The following is a 14,432-nucleotide window of genomic DNA, read 5'->3' as shown; positions in this document are numbered from 1 at the left end:
GGGTGATGGTAACTCTTATTCTCAAGCATAGCTTGCAATTGCGCTAGGGATAAAATCAGGTGATATAGGGGGAGAATTTTCTAATTTATAGTGACTTGTCAAAAAGTGAACCCTTTTGGATTTGTATACTCGCCTTTTATCAAGAAACTCATGAAGAAACACATAACCACCGATGTAATGAATATAAATTATATACATGCCTGAAATATTTTTTTATGGAACTATGCAACGCATCGATGTTTCTTTTCGTTATAGTAGTATCATACGGAAGGTGGTGGGCTCACCGATGGTTGTGTGGGTGTTTTGGCTGATCGCAGCCGGTGTCCTGTTTGTTGTAGAGATGATGACGCTTACCTTTTATTTATTGTGGCTTAGTATTGGTGCTTTGGCCGCAGGTTTGGTGTCGCTGATTGTTCCCGAAGCCATTTTGTTTCAGGTGGTCCTTGGATCACTGGTCGCACTTGGTCTGACTATATTCTCGAAACCACTGGTTTCTAGATTTCGCCATTCACGTGGGTTCAAGGATACAGGTACAGAAATCATCGGTAGGCAAGGAGTAGTTGTTGAGCCGATAGAGCAGGGACGTTACGGGCAAGTGAAGGTAGGCGGAGATACGTGGAGCGCGACCTCTGAACAGTCTCTGGGCAAGGATGAGGTTGTAAGAGTAGTGAAAAGAGGCACGACGATTATCGAAGTAGAACGATGGGGGGAAATGAACTAATGCAATGGGCAATTATCGCAATTATTATTGTAGTGGTCGTAGTTTTTGTGGCATTAACAGTCAAAATCGTACCACAGCAGCGGGTAGGCGTAGTGGAAAGGCTCGGTAAATTTAATCGTCTGCTGACACCGGGGCTGAACATTCTGATTCCTGTAATTGATCAGGTGCGCACCTACCATGATTTACGGATTCAACAAGCAAATGTACCTCCGCAAACGGTAATTACAAAGGATAACGTGCAGGTGCAGATTGATACGATTATTTTCTACCAGGTGGTTGGACCAGAGGAAGCTACTTATGGTATTTCTGATTATGTTTATGGGGTAAGAAACATTTCGACGGCAACGATGCGGCAAATCATCGGTAAGCTGGAATTGGATGAGACCTTGTCTGGACGGGAAAAGATTTCGACGGATATCCGTCTTGCTCTCGATGAAGCTACTGAGAAGTGGGGCGTACGGATCGAGCGTGTGGAAGTTATCGATATCAAACCGCCGTTGGATATTCAGGAAGCGATGGATAAGCAGATGAAAGCAGAGCGGAGCAAACGTGCCATTGTTTTGGAAGCGGAAGCTGCCAAGCAGGATATGATCCTGCGCGCTGAAGGGGATAAACAGAGTAAGATTCTAAAAGCAGAAGGCGATAAAGAAGCGCGTATCCGTCAAGCTGAGGGTTCACGGCAGGCGCAGGAACTGGAAGCACACGGTGAGGCTAAAGCGATTCAAGCCGTGGCAGAAGCAGAAAAATCACGTATTGAGCTGATTCGTTCAGCAGGTCTGGATGAGCAGGTGCTGGCTTATCGTTCCTTCGAGGCTCTGGCTGAGATTGCCAAAGGCCCTGCTAATAAAGTGTTCTTGCCAACTAGCGCTGTTGAAACGCTGGGAAGTCTTGGAGCGATTGCGGAAGTCTTCAAAGCGAGCAAGGACAGTAAATAGATTTTACAATTCGAGCTTATTCCGTTAAAGTAAAAGGCAAAAACAACCTTATGCATATGAAGCTATTGTTGTTCATGCTAACTTTGAAGGAGAGAAGCTACTGTGACGCAAAAAGAAATTTCACCGCTAGTTGAACTGCTTGGATTACAGCCTCACGTTGAGGGTGGTTGGTACAAAAGACTTTGGAATTCGGAATTTGAAATTTCGCAGGAAGTGTTAGGCGATAGCTATTCTGGATCACGTCATTCGGCATCTTCAATTTATTTTCTGCTTCACGAAGGCGAACAATCTGATTGGCATACTGTATTGTCCGATGAAGTTTGGTTGTGGCATTACGGTAGTCCAATCGTGCTTAGTCTCGGAGGTAATGGAGATAAACCTGAGGATGTGCAGGAAGTTATTCTGGGTCTCGATATTGCTGCAGGCCAGCAGCCACAAGTGGTTGTTCCAGCGGGAGTATGGCAGGCCGCGCGTTCGTTAGGCAAAGAGCCGACGCTGGTATCCTGTATTGTTTCTCCTGAATTCCATTTTGATGATTTCAAACTAATTGAGAAATAAAGAAGAGCGGGGGCGCTTACGCCTCCGTTTTTTTATAAGGATTTGGGGAATGATGAAGCCATCTGCTATACTTTTTATGGTAGCGTTTGCTTCTTAAGTGGGTAAAAAGGTTAAGTATGTTTAACGAAATAACAATAAGCTTGGAGGGTTAAGTGATGAGTGAATTGAATGCACCGTTCTCGGGTGGTCCTACTTTAAATGATGGGGTGACCATGCCGTGGCTGGGTCTTGGCGTGTATAAGACTAAAGATGGCGAAGAGGTTATTCATGCGGTCAAAACCGCAGTGGAATTAGGATATCGAAGTATTGATACGGCAGCCGGATACAATAACGAAGAAGGCGTAGGACAAGCTATTCGTGATTGTGGAGTGGCCCGGGATGAGCTGTTTATTACGACTAAAGTACGAAATCCTGATCAAGGTTATGAGTCTACGCTAAAAGCGTTCGAGGATAGCCGGCGCAAGCTAGGTCTGGACTATCTAGATCTGTATCTCATACACTGGCCGGTGGCAGGAAAATATCGTGAGACATGGAAGGCCTTAATTCATCTGCAAAAAGAGGGCCTCATCAAATCTATCGGCGTGAGCAATTTTCAGGTTCATCATCTGAAAGATATCATCGAGGATACCGGAGTGGTACCAGTGGTGAATCAGGTGGAATTCCATCCGCTGTTGACTCAGCGTGAGCTGCTGAAATATGCCAATGAACAGGGCATTCAGCTTGAAGCATGGAGTCCATTAATGCAAGGGAATCTTGATCTACCGCTCTTAAACGAGCTGGCTGAGAAGTATGGCAAGACCCCTGCTCAAATTGTACTTCGCTGGGATTTGCAGCAAGGTGTCATTACGATACCTAAATCCGTACATGCGGATCGAATCAAGGAGAATGCGGGATTCTTTGACTTTACGCTTAGTGATGAGGATGTCAAAGCTATCGAGGGCTTGAACAAAGACCATCGATTTGGCCCGGACCCGGACAACTTTAACTTTTAAGGATCGTTCAGATAAGATCGTAGAGTAATTATTGCAAATACAAGCCAAACAGCAAGTCCCCGTATCCGGTGACTTGCTGTTTGGCTTGTCGATTATCTCAGTTCTCTACGCGCTTATTGGATGGAGACGTTATATTTACGTAGCCAGAGATCCACTTGGGCGAGGTAAGCAAACAGCTGAGGACCGGACATGAGCTGGCCGAACCAAGGCAGATTGGTTGAGGATTCCGGAGAAGCGGCGATCTCACGGATTTTGGCAGCATCAATTAATGGAAGCAGGGGTGAAGTAGAGTCATCCAGAATGTTTAATACCTGAGTTCGTACCGCATTTAAATAGGCAGGATTATGAGTTTTGGGGTAAGGGCTTTTTTTGCGGTAGAGCACATCGTCTGGAAGAATGCCTTCAAGAGATTTACGTAGAATCCCTTTTTCACGGCCCCCCAGATTTTTGATTTCCCACGGAATATTAAATACATATTGAACGAGTCGGTGATCACAATAAGGAACACGTACCTCTAGCCCTGCGCCCATGCTCATTCGGTCTTTACGGTCTAGCAGAGTAGGCATGAAGCGGGTGATATTCAGATAGGACATTACGCGCATTTGTGCTTGTTTTCCCGTTTCTCCATCCAACTTCGGAACTTCAGCCACCGCATCGCTATATCTGTCACCCAAATATTCCAGTGGACGAATCCACTCGTTAATTTCTGGGGAAAGTAGACTTGCACGCATTTTCGGAGCAACTGACCAAGGAAAAGTGCCTGAGGAGAGCATTTCCTCACGGTGGAACCAAGGGTATCCGCCAAAAATCTCATCCGCAGCTTCACCGGAAATAGCTACTGTCGCGTTCTTTTTAATCTCCCGGCAAAATAAGTACAAAGAAGAGTCTACATCGGTCATCCCTGGTAAATCCCTAGTGTACAAAGCATTATCCAGCGCTTCTACAAGCTCCGGGGTATCGAACGAGATGTAGTGGTGGTTTGTATTCAATTCATCGACCATTCGTTTAATCCACGGCCCATCTGCTCCCGGCTGGAAAGTATGACTTTTGAAATGTTTGTCGTTATCTACATAGTCTACGGAATAAGTATCCACTTGTCCCTGACCATTCCGGTTGTAGTAATCCACTGCAAGTGCCGTCAGCGCACTGGAATCCAACCCTCCCGACAAAAGAGAGCAAACAGGGACGTCTGAGACCAGTTGGCGTTCGAGTGTATCTTGGAGCAGTTCACGCACCTTAGCGGCTGTCTCTGCTTCATTGTCAGTATGCTTTGCGCTCTCCAGCTTCCAATAGGCATAACTGCGCAGACCTTCACGGCTATAGATCATAGCATGACCTGGACGAAGCTCTTGCATATCCTTATAAACACCATGACCCGGTGTACGCGCTGGACCGATGATGAAGATTTCTGCGAGACCTTCAGGACCCACGATTGGTTGTACCTTAGGATGCTGCAGCAACGCTTTAGGCTCTGAGCCAAAAACTAGCACATCATCAACCTTGCTATAGAACAGGGGTTTCACACCTAAACGGTCACGTGCAAAAAAGACTTGGTCGCGAAGACCGTCCCATACTGCAAAAGCAAAGATTCCATTTAGCTTCTCTGCGCAATCCGGCCCCCATTCGATATAGGAATGCAGTAGCACTTCTGTATCGCACTGGGTGCGGAATTGATGCCCTCGCTGTTTAAGTTCTTGTTTGAGTTCGAGGGCGTTATATAATTCGCCGTTGTAAACAATCGCGTATACCTGTTCCTCATGGCGGGTGATCATGGGCTGGGCACCGTTCTCCGGATCGATAACGCTAAGTCTGCGGTGACCGAAAGCACAGGGGCCTGAGATCCAGGTTCCGGCTGCATCGGGGCCGCGGTTTGCTAAAGTTTCAGTCATTTTGACCAGCAGCTGCGAGTGCTGAGTGAGATCTCCGCGCCACTGGATAAATCCGGTTATTCCGCACATGATGGTTCATCCTCTCTTTTGTGCGATTGTTGTCCTTACTTTTTTGCCAAGTAATACAGATATATGCCGAAGGAAGGCATAAAATGTATGTCCTTATCCGAACACTAGGGGAGAGGGGAATTTGCCAGGAGGGAAGGATGACAGGTGTATTATATTAAAGACGCCAAAATTCGCAGAATGATGGAGTACGATGGTGCGCCTTGTGCAGAAGTGGGTGTTTTGCCGGGTGCTGTTAGTGATCCTGCGCTTTTGGTGTATATCGTTGAGGATCGGCGTGAAGAGGGATATGAGATTGTCCGTATTCTGACTAATGATGCTGATACCTCTACCGATTGGTTTGATAACAATATGCATGACGCTTTTCAAGATGTGACCTCGAGTGCATTTACAGGCAGCAACTTCATGTCGCCAGAAGATGAGCATTCCAAGTTTCAAAGAGAATTACTCACTTTTGGGGATTTGAAAAAGCAGCTGGAGAAGCGTTTTCGAAAGCTGGAGTAAATAACGAAGGCTTGTAAAGTGTACACTGGAATCGCTGAAAAGGACGGCAGAAATGCCGTTCTTTTCATTTCCTGTGGTTACGCTGACGTGTGAAAAACCCGCACCGAAAACTCTTTTATTATTTTTCTAAGTTGTTTTGACTTGAAAAATCCGCTGAATAAGGTATAATAAATATCGTTGCGTCAATACATAGTATTTATTTCTTATATGTCCCGGTAGCTCAGCTGGATAGAGCATGCGCCTTCTAAGCGCACGGTCAGGGGTTCGAATCCCTTCCGGGACGTCAATTAACAGCCTTCCTTCGGGAAGGCTGTTTTTGCGTGCGCGAGTTTTAGTTCGAGGTCACACACGGGGTACTTTTGTCTTCCTTCTTGAACTAAACGTCGAAATTCGAGTCATCGTTGAACATTAAACTTCGAACGACTAGATCACATTTGCACATACCCAGCTGCTATCGGACCCAGAGGACCTTAAATGCAGAAAAGTGCGGAATTTGCGATGTTATCGGACTCCATCGTCACTATTGATGCCAAACGTGCCCCAAAAGAGCCGCTTTCTCAGGAATAGCTGCACTGGAGTCCGAAACGTTGCTCAAAAGGCGATAAATGAGCAAATAAGGTCATCTGAGTCCCGAGCCTCCTCAGCAACAGAAAGTGCTGGTTACTGGTGTGTTGAGTTACTTGTAGGCGGTGGAGAATTACGGTTTGAGCATCGATTGGTGTGAACGCTTGGGCGTGTTTAGCTACTAATCATCGTTGAACATCAAACTTCGAACATCTAGACCACATTTGTACATTACGTAGCAGCTATCGGACCCAGATGACCTTAAATGCTGAAAAGTGTGGGATTTTCGATGTTATCGGACTCCATCGTCGCTATTGGTGCTAAACGTGCCCCGAATGAGCCACTTTCTCAAGAATAGCTGCAGTGGAGTCCGAAACGTATCTCAAAAGGTGTTAAATGAGTAAATAACGTCATCTGAGTCCGCAAGCCTCCTCAGTCTCAGCAAGTGCTGGTTACTGGTGTGTTGAGTTACTTATTTTGCACATACCCAGCTGCTATCGGACCCAGATGACCTTAAATGCTGAAAAGTGCGGAATTTTCGATGTTATCGGACTCCATCGTCGCTATTGGTATCAAACGTGCCCCAAAAGAGCCGCTTTCTCAGGAATAGCTGCAGTGGAGTCCGAAACGTATCTCAAAAGGCGATAAATGAGCAAATAACGTCATCTGAGTCCGCGAGCCTCCTCGGTCTGAGTAATGCTGGTTACTTGGTGTTGTGCATCTATTGTTGTTGACTGCATGGCGAGTTTGATGGTGGGGACTTACGGTTTGAGCATCGATTGGTGTGAACGCTTGGGCGTGTTTAGCTACTAATCATCGTTGAACATCAAACTTCGAACATCTAGACCATATTTGCACATACGCAGTAGCTATCGGACCCAGATGACCTTAAATGCTGAAAAGTGCCACATTTGCGATGTTATCGGACTCCATCGTCGCTATTGATGCCAAACGTGCCCCAAAAGAGCCGCTTTCTCAGGAATAGCTGCACTGGAGTCCGAAACGTTGCTCAAAAGGCGATAAAAGAATAAATAACGTCATCTGAGTCCGCAAGCTTCCTCGGTCTGAGTAATGCTGGTTACTTGGTGTGATGAGTTACTTATTTTGCACATATGTAGCAGCTATCGGACCCAGAGGACCTTAAATGCAGAAAAGTGCGGAATTTTCGATGTTATCGGACTCCATCGTCGCTATTGGTATCAAACGTGCCCCAAAAGAGCCGCTTTCTCAGGAATAGCTGCACTGGAGTCCGAAACGTATCTCAAAAGGCGATAAATGAGCAAATAAGGTCATCTGAGTCCGCGAGCCTCCTCAGCAACAGAAAGCGCTGGTTACTTGGCGGTGTTATGTACTAATCGCCGAAGAATGTAAATTACCCATTATGCGCACGCTAACCTCAAGCCATAAAAAAGACCGCTCCTAAAGAAGCGGCCAGATTTCCTCCCAGACGGTGTCCAGGATTCCCTGCATGTTATCTTCCATGCTGTTAATTGCAATGACTGCTTGAGCGTCCGGCACCACAAGACAGAATTGTCCATGAGCGCCATCGGCACGGTAAGCGTCGTGGGAGCAGAGCCAGAATTGGCAGCCGTATCCTTCTCCCCAGTCGCCGATTCCATCATTGTCGATCTGTTTTTGTGTAACAAAATCGATCCATGCTGCGGGAATCAGTTGCTGGCCCTGCCACTTTCCTTGCTGTAAAAGCAGCTGTCCAAACCGGCTTAACTCTTCCGTGTTAATCTGAAGTCCGGCACAGCCAAGGGTGATCCCTTGAGGCGTTGTTTCCCAATCGACATTGTTTATGCCCAGAGGTGCAAACAAACGAGGTACCAGATAATCCTTTACGGTTTGCCCGACGCGGGCTTGCACCATTGCAGAGATCATAATGGTATCTCCGCTGCTGTATGAAAATTTCTCTCCGGGAGCTCTGTCTAAAGTCAGAGACAAATAATGCTGCACCCAATTTTTATCCTTCAAGGCTAATCTCTCTTCAGCCCAAAATGGAGGGGAGTCGTGCCCTGTACTCATTCGCAGCAAATCGAACAAAGTTATATCTCCGGGCTGCATGGAAGGAAGTGTTTGTTTAAGAGGAGAGGCATACTCCGGAAAAACATCTCTAAGCGTTGTTTCCAGTGTCAGCTTCCCTTCATCAATGGCAAGACCTACTGCCATACAAGTAAAAGACTTGCTGACGGAATGCTGCAAGCGCCGAATATCCTCCGTGAGATCCAGTTTTCCCACAAGGTTTCCGTTTTGAAGCACACGAACATTAAAGATATTCAGGTTTCGTTCACGAGCCTTAGCTGCGAATTGAGCCATGTTCAACATAAAAAGAGTCCTTCTTTCTCTTGATATTCCTAGCTAGGATAGCGAAGTGACAAAAAGAAAAACTAGAAAAATGAGTGGAAACGTTTTCTGTTAAAACGATAAAAATCGCTAAATTGATGGTATTCCATTCTTATTTCAAAGTCAATAAAGCAAGAAAAACTATTGTTTGATATATAAATACCGATTATTTCTAATTTCTGGATTGAGTAACTATAGACTTATTGTAATTTTAACCAAATAAAAAGTGATGAATCACAATTTTTTTTGTGTTTTTAGTTGACTTATAAAAATTACCTGTTCATAATGGACGAAGTAAGCGAAAAAAACGCGCTAAGGACTCAAAATGATGTCGTGGGAAACGTTTCCCATCATTTCATGCGTTTCCACAACCTGATTTTCATCGGGTGAAGGGGGGACTCATCATAGGAGTGGAGCAAGGTAAATATGAATATCAAAGATATTGCAAGGCTATCAGGCGTGGGTATCGCCACAGTCTCCAGAGTAATCAATAATAGCGGTGTTGTAAGCGATACAACTAGAGCTAAAGTAATGGCGGTTGTTAGAGAACATAACTATATTCCAAACGGTAATGCGAGCAACTTGAAAAAAACGCGATCCAATACCATAGCGCTAATGGTAAAAGGGATATCAAACCCGTTTTTTGCAGACATGATCAAGGAAGTTGAACGCCAGGTGAACCTGCGGGGATGTCCGCTAATGATCCAGCATGTAGAAGATGGAGTAGATGAGATCGATATCGCTCTACAGCTTGTAAAAGAAAAAAATCTATATGGCGTAATTTTTATGGGCGGAACGTATGATCACTCCGAAGATAAATTCAAACAATTAAAAATTCCATTTGTTCTGACTACCATAACGACTACAAAAGAAGTCGATCCTGCTGTTTTTTCAAGCGTGATCATTGATGACCTTCAGGAATCTTATAAGGCTGTCAGCTATTTAATCTCATTAGGACATCGCAATATCTGTTTTTTGGCCAGATTTCCTCTGGTGCAAAATACAACAGGCAACCGGCGGCTTATGGGATATATCAAAGCGCTTGAGGAGCATGGAATTGAGTACGACCCTTCAATGGTAGAGGATTGTGAATATAGTCCCAGCTCTGGCTTTACAGCTACCAAACGTCTGCTCAATAAGAAAAAAGATATCACTGCTGTTTTTGCTGCATCAGATACGATTGCCATTGGGGCGGCTAAGGCGTTATTGTCCTTGGGCTTATCAATTCCAAATGATGTTTCGATTATCGGATTCGACGGGATTGAAATGGCAGAATATTATCATCCATCTCTGGATACGATCAGCCAACCCGGAGTGGATATGGCGAAGGCCAGTGTTGAAATTTTGTTTGACCTGATCACAGGTGATTCGCAAAACAAACATATGGTATTCGAATCCGTACTGGTTAAGCGGGGATCTTGCAAGAAAATAAACAAATGAATAAGAACGAAAAGGAGATAACTCATGGCATTATTAACAGTTGAGACAGGCTCTCCTACTTTGAGAATGACAACGACCATCAGTATTATCTCCCCCGTCGATTCAGGCAACATGTCTGGAGGAACGCTCTACCTGCTGCATGGTGCTGGTGATAACGCCAGTACTTGGCACAGGATGACTACTATTGAGCAGTATGCAAGTCAATATGGTTGTACAGTCATAATGCCCCAAGTAAACAGGAGCTATTATACAGACATGGAGTACGGACTGGATTACTTCCACTATGTGACCCATGAGCTTCCCGAGCTTTGTGGCCGAATGATGAGGTTGGATGATAATCCGCAGAAGACGTATATCGCTGGTTTATCGATGGGCGGGTATGGCGCTCTGAAATGTGGACTTACCTATCCCGAGCGTTACAGCAAAGTGGTTTCGTTATCAGGAGTTACCGATCTCCAGAAACGATTAAACGATCCGCAAATGTCCAAGGACATGGCGAGGGAGATGGCGGGTACTTTTGGAAAACGCTTACAAATTAAGCCGGATCAGGATCTGTTCGCTTTAGCCGCTAAATTGGTCGACGATCGACGTAACCTGCCTTCGATTCTGACTTGCTGTGGTTCGGAAGATCCGTTTGTGGAGATGAATCGGGAATTCGCAGCTTACCTGGAGACGACCCCTTATGAATTTCAGTATGTTGAGACCCCTGGAACTCATGAATGGCGATTCTGGGAGGAACATCTGAAGACAACCTTTGATTTCTTGTACAACTAAAAGACATAAGCAGAGTGAGGAGATGCAAATTGAAATCCGAAGTTGCAATACCGGCTAAAAAAATGAACGACAGCAGATTCCAACTGTTCCTAAGAGAAGTCTGGAAGAACAGAATGGTCTATACTCTGGTGCTTCCTGGACTAGTGTGGCTTTTCCTATTCGCTTATCTGCCGATGGGTGGCCTATCTCTGGCTTTTAAAGATTTTAAAGCGAATTTAGGAATTTGGGGCAGCCCATGGAGCGGATTCGAGAATTTCACCTATGTGTTCCGTGACCCGGCTTTTATTGACGCCGTATGGAGAACGTTAACCATTAACATCGGTAAGCTGATTATTCAGTTCCCTTTTCCGATCATATTGGCATTGCTGCTGAATGAACTGCGCATGAATCGTTACAAAAAAGCTTTACAGACGGTGTTCACATTTCCGAACTTCCTGTCATGGATCGTAGTATCCGGGGTTGTTATCAATGTGCTTTCCTATGATGGTCTGGTTAACAGCCTCATTCAAATGTTTGGCGGGACAGGCATTAACTTCCTGGGTTCTGAAAAAATGTTCGTTCCGATGTTGTATCTTACGGATATCTGGAAATCAGCAGGTTGGGGAGCCATTATCTTTATGGCCGCTATCTCTGGTATTGATACAGACCAATATGAATCCGCACAGATTGATGGTGCTACACGCTTGCAGCAAATGTTCCGCATTACTCTGCCTAACATTCTTCCGACGATTACGATTATGTTTATCCTTTCCGTCGGTGGCCTGATGTCATCTGGATTTGACCAAATCTTTAACTTGAGTAACGCTGCAACGAAAAACGTCTCGGAAGTACTAGATGTGTATATCTACCGAATCACGTTCCAGTCTTCAACAGACTTTTCATTCTCCACTGCAGTCAGTTTGTTCCGTTCACTTGTTAATATGATACTGCTGATTCTGGCAGACAGAGCTGCCAAACTTATGGGCGGAGACGGTTTATTCCGGTAAGAAAGGAGTGCAAATGTATGAGTAAAAAAAAGCTGACCATTATGCAAGACCATAAAAAAATGACCGCTATGGATTATGTGATTTTCGTAATTCTGAGTGTAGGCGCTTTGGCCATTCTTATTCCATTCTGGAATGTCATTATGATTTCTTTTTCTACGCAAAAGGAATACGCTGATAACCCTATGATGTTATTTCCGAAGAACCCAACACTGGAATCCTATCGGGCACTCTTTGCTGATGGGCGGATCGGGACAGGGTATTGGAATACCTTTAAGATCTTAATCTTAGGACTCCCGCTTAGCTTGTTCTTAACGACAAGTATGGCTTACGGCCTTAGCCGCAATAAATTCCCGGGTAAAAAGCTCATTTTTATGCTTGTCCTGTTCACAATGATTTTTAATGGCGGGATTGTACCTTTGTACCTGGTGATGAAGGATCTGCATCTGACAGGCAACCTTTGGTCAGTTATTCTGGCTGGAAGCTTCAGTGCGTTTAACCTGATTCTGATGTCGAACTATTTTAGCAGTCTGCCTGAGTCCCTGATGGAATCTGCGCGACTTGATGGTGCTGGGGAATGGAGAATCCTGTTCTCTGTAGTCCTGCCATTATCTGCTCCAATCGTAGCTACCATCACATTGTTCTACGGAGTAGCCTTCTGGAATGGATGGTATGACGCCATGATCTTCCTGCGGAAAGCGGATCAGATGCCACTGCAGAACGTGTTGCGATCTATCATTATGGAAGCCCAAGTGAATGCATCGAATGCCACAAGTGTTGACGCAGTGGGTAAGCAATCATTCTCTATGGGTATGAAAATGGCGGCAGTATTCGTTACCATGGTTCCTATTATGTGTTTCTTCCCAATGCTCCAAAAGCACTTTGCCAAAGGGGTACTTACAGGGGCTATCAAGACCTAGTGGTTTATGATTTATCCATATAAAAGAGGGTCAGTCACACAATTTAAGGAGGACAAAATGAATATTTTAAAAAGAAAATCTGTAAAGTCAATCCTTGCCGGTGTTTTATGTCTTACTCCAATCATGTTGGCAGCATGCTCAAGCTCAGACAACAATGCTAATAGCGGAAATTCAGGCAATCCAACAGATGGATATAAAGATGAGTTGAAGATTTCGTTAGCCAGTACCATTAAGACAACAGAATCTGATTTTGATAACGTGTATCATAAATATTTTACGGATAAGTTCAATATTAAATGGGATTACAACTATATTGAATGGGATTCATGGGCTGAGAAGCTTCGCCTATGGATTAACTCTGGTGATCTTCCTGACGTAGCAAGCTGGAACTATGTTCACGGTGATGCGCTTAATTACATTGATCAAGGGCTCCTGTACAAGCTGCCAGATGACTGGAAAGAACGCTGGCCGAATGTGGCAGCCGCTTATAAGCTGACAGGACTTGGCGATGAATTGGAGAAAGCGGTAGGTGGCACTTATGTTCTGCCAAGACCGGTATACTTTGAGAACAAGCCGGCAGATCCGCTCATTAACCAAATCGGAGTAATTGCTCTGCGTTCTGACTGGGCTAAAGCCGTTGGTTTTGAATTGAAGGATGCTTACACTACTACAGAACTGATGGAATTTGCTAGATTGCTTAAAGAGAAAGACCCTGGCAAGGTAGGAGATAAACTCATTCCTATTTCTTATGACATCAACGATGCTTTGACTAATATTGTAATGGCTAATAGCGTGCACTCCAGAGTAGAGTCAGCATTCTATAAAGATGCAGATGGAAAATACCAATGGGGTCCAGCCAACGATGAAACGTTAGCGGCACTGAAAGAACTTCAAACTACTTATAAAGAAGGATTACTGCACCCTGAGTTTTATACTTGGAAAAATGGCGAATCTGGCCAAAAGTTCACAGTTAACGGTGTTTCCGGTATTACGAGTCTAGGTGGTTTGGCTTCTTACAGAAAAGACATGGACGTTAAAATGAAAGATAACCTAGGTGTAAATAGTGATGACCTAGTACACACAGCTATTGTACTTGGCGATGACGGTAAATATCGTAACCTTGATCAAGTTAACTTCTGGTCTGCTGTAATCTTTTCGCCAGATATTAGCAAAGAGAAATTTGAACGGATTATGGACTTCATGGAATATACAACAAGTAAAGAAGGTCAATTGACCGTTAACTTGGGCTTTGAAGGAACAGATTGGAAAAAAGGCGAAAATGGCGAATTAATCAGCCTACTCCCTGAAGGAACAACATTGGATAAGAAATATCCGAACCGTTTTGAAGGACTGTATGTCTTGGCGGATGACTTTAGTGTCGTGAACCCTGCGATCAAAAAAGAATATCGCGATCGTTCTGTAGAACTGTTCAAAGAAAAAGCTGAGCTTGCGTTAAAAGACAAAGCAACGGCTGAATATGACTGGGATTACCAGTTGTATGATTCCAAGGCTAAAAATCAGGCTTCCTTTGACTATGCTACAGAATACACTAACCTGATTTTGAAACCAGGCGATCTAGAGACGAACTGGAAAGAATGGGTTAAGAGCAAACAATCCCTCGTTCAGCCGGTTCTAGATGAACTAAACAATCTAAAAAAATAGCTTTCGCCCTATGCATGTAGGAATGAACCTACAGGACCCGCGTGCAATTCTTGCACACGGGTTTTTCCATTCATAGGC

General features: G+C 44.6%; 12 protein-coding genes and 1 tRNA gene. 11 read left to right on the top strand and 2 right to left on the bottom strand.

All coding sequences use genetic code 11. The annotated features are described in order from the left end of the window. Nucleotides 1-286: 286 nt before the first annotated feature. The 4 genes from NYE35_RS25455 (at nucleotide 287) to NYE35_RS25440 (ending at nucleotide 3,206) form a co-directional block, all read left to right on the top strand. Nucleotides 287-721: an NfeD family protein gene (locus NYE35_RS25455; protein ID WP_036686960.1), complete on the top strand. Its 435-nt coding sequence runs from the start codon at nucleotides 287-289 to the stop codon at nucleotides 719-721. Next, a complete protein-coding gene (locus NYE35_RS25450) occupies nucleotides 721-1,656 on the top strand; it encodes an SPFH domain-containing protein (RefSeq protein ID WP_036686962.1) in 936 nt (311 codons plus the stop codon). The genes NYE35_RS25455 and NYE35_RS25450 overlap by 1 nt, the downstream gene beginning before the upstream one ends. A gap of 102 nt (nucleotides 1,657-1,758) precedes the next feature. Further along, the gene (locus NYE35_RS25445) at nucleotides 1,759-2,214 is read left to right on the top strand and encodes a cupin domain-containing protein (RefSeq protein WP_341122206.1); all 456 of its coding nucleotides are present in this window, start codon (nucleotides 1,759-1,761) and stop codon (nucleotides 2,212-2,214) included. 155 nt (nucleotides 2,215-2,369) lie between these two features. After that, a complete protein-coding gene (locus tag NYE35_RS25440) occupies nucleotides 2,370-3,206 on the top strand; it encodes an aldo/keto reductase (protein WP_076146344.1) in 837 nt (278 codons plus the stop codon). A 113-nt stretch (nucleotides 3,207-3,319) separates the two neighbouring features. Here NYE35_RS25440 and asnB read toward each other — a convergent pair whose 3' ends face one another. Next, nucleotides 3,320-5,164, bottom strand: coding sequence for an asparagine synthase (glutamine-hydrolyzing) (gene asnB, locus NYE35_RS25435; protein WP_076129204.1), 1,845 nt, complete (start codon nucleotides 5,162-5,164; stop codon nucleotides 3,320-3,322). 144 nt (nucleotides 5,165-5,308) lie between these two features. On the opposite strand from asnB, the gene NYE35_RS25430 reads away from it, so the two are divergent. After that, on the top strand, nucleotides 5,309-5,665 hold the full coding sequence (locus NYE35_RS25430; protein WP_036686975.1) for a hypothetical protein: 357 nt from the start codon (nucleotides 5,309-5,311) through the stop codon (nucleotides 5,663-5,665). A 209-nt stretch (nucleotides 5,666-5,874) separates the two neighbouring features. Beyond that, nucleotides 5,875-5,948 (top strand) — tRNA-Arg (locus NYE35_RS25425). Nucleotides 5,949-7,648: 1,700 nt separating this feature from the next. Here NYE35_RS25425 and NYE35_RS25420 read toward each other — a convergent pair. Then, the gene (locus NYE35_RS25420; protein WP_341122205.1) at nucleotides 7,649-8,557 is read right to left on the bottom strand and encodes a serine hydrolase domain-containing protein; all 909 of its coding nucleotides are present in this window, start codon (nucleotides 8,555-8,557) and stop codon (nucleotides 7,649-7,651) included. A 444-nt stretch (nucleotides 8,558-9,001) separates the two neighbouring features. Between NYE35_RS25420 and NYE35_RS25415 the strand changes: the two genes are divergently transcribed. From NYE35_RS25415 to NYE35_RS25395, 5 genes are all read left to right on the top strand, one after another. Next, nucleotides 9,002-10,015 (top strand): LacI family DNA-binding transcriptional regulator, encoded by a 1,014-nt coding sequence (locus NYE35_RS25415; RefSeq protein ID WP_076142395.1) that lies wholly within the window; start codon nucleotides 9,002-9,004, stop codon nucleotides 10,013-10,015. A 24-nt stretch (nucleotides 10,016-10,039) separates the two neighbouring features. Beyond that, nucleotides 10,040-10,789, top strand: a complete 750-nt coding sequence (locus tag NYE35_RS25410; RefSeq protein WP_076139003.1) for an alpha/beta hydrolase — start codon at nucleotides 10,040-10,042, stop codon at nucleotides 10,787-10,789. Between the two features lie 62 nt (nucleotides 10,790-10,851). Then, nucleotides 10,852-11,775: an ABC transporter permease gene (locus NYE35_RS25405; RefSeq protein WP_036687012.1), complete on the top strand. Its 924-nt coding sequence runs from the start codon at nucleotides 10,852-10,854 to the stop codon at nucleotides 11,773-11,775. Between the two features lie 17 nt (nucleotides 11,776-11,792). After that, nucleotides 11,793-12,692, top strand: a complete 900-nt coding sequence (locus NYE35_RS25400; RefSeq protein WP_036686985.1) for a carbohydrate ABC transporter permease — start codon at nucleotides 11,793-11,795, stop codon at nucleotides 12,690-12,692. Nucleotides 12,693-12,749: 57 nt separating this feature from the next. Next, nucleotides 12,750-14,354: an extracellular solute-binding protein gene (locus NYE35_RS25395; protein ID WP_076101011.1), complete on the top strand. Its 1,605-nt coding sequence runs from the start codon at nucleotides 12,750-12,752 to the stop codon at nucleotides 14,352-14,354. The last annotated feature ends 78 nt before the right edge of the window (nucleotides 14,355-14,432 follow it).

It is taken from the genome of Paenibacillus sp. FSL L8-0494 (assembly GCF_038003695.1).
In the GTDB taxonomy this organism is placed as follows: domain Bacteria; phylum Bacillota; class Bacilli; order Paenibacillales; family Paenibacillaceae; genus Paenibacillus_AQ; species Paenibacillus_AQ odorifer.
The sequence above is the reverse complement of the archived record's forward strand: the minus strand, read 5'-3'. Positions and strand labels throughout refer to the sequence as shown.